1 protein-coding gene is annotated in these 441 nt (G+C 76.2%); it reads right to left on the reverse strand.

Annotated elements, in window-relative coordinates; all coding sequences use genetic code 11:
• A partial coding sequence (locus FV228_RS32660; RefSeq protein WP_187278016.1) for an NAD(P)/FAD-dependent oxidoreductase occupies nucleotides 1–441 on the reverse strand: 441 nt, incomplete at both ends.

A 441-nucleotide genomic window follows, 5' to 3' on the forward strand; every position in this document is an offset into this window, starting at 1 on the left:
TCCGAGCCGAGCCGCGGCCAGCTCGCCCCGCCGAGCGCCAGCAGGGCCGCCCGGGGCCGGATTTCGACCGCACCGTCCGGCGTCTCGAAGGCCAGCGCCTCACCGATCGCCGTGAGCCGGTGGCGGGTGCGGATCCGGACCCCGAGCCGGTCGAGCCGCGCCAGCCAGGCCCGGAGCAGCGGCGACGCCTTGAAGCTCGTCGGAAACACCCGCCCGCTCGTGCCCACGAAGGTCGGCTCGCCAAGATCCGCGCACCAGTCCCGCAGGGCCTCCGGGGGAAACGCCGCGATGGCGGCGTCCAGGTGGCCGGCGGGATGGTAGCGGGTCAGGAAGGCCGCGCGCGGCTCGCTGTGGGTGAGGTTGAGGCCGCCGCGCCCGGCGATCAGCAGCTTGCGGGCGACCGAGGGCATCCGGTCGTACACCGTGACCGCGCGGCCGGCC

This window comes from Methylobacterium sp. WL18 (assembly GCF_008040015.1).
GTDB classification, from domain to species: Bacteria; Pseudomonadota; Alphaproteobacteria; order Rhizobiales; family Beijerinckiaceae; genus Methylobacterium; species Methylobacterium mesophilicum.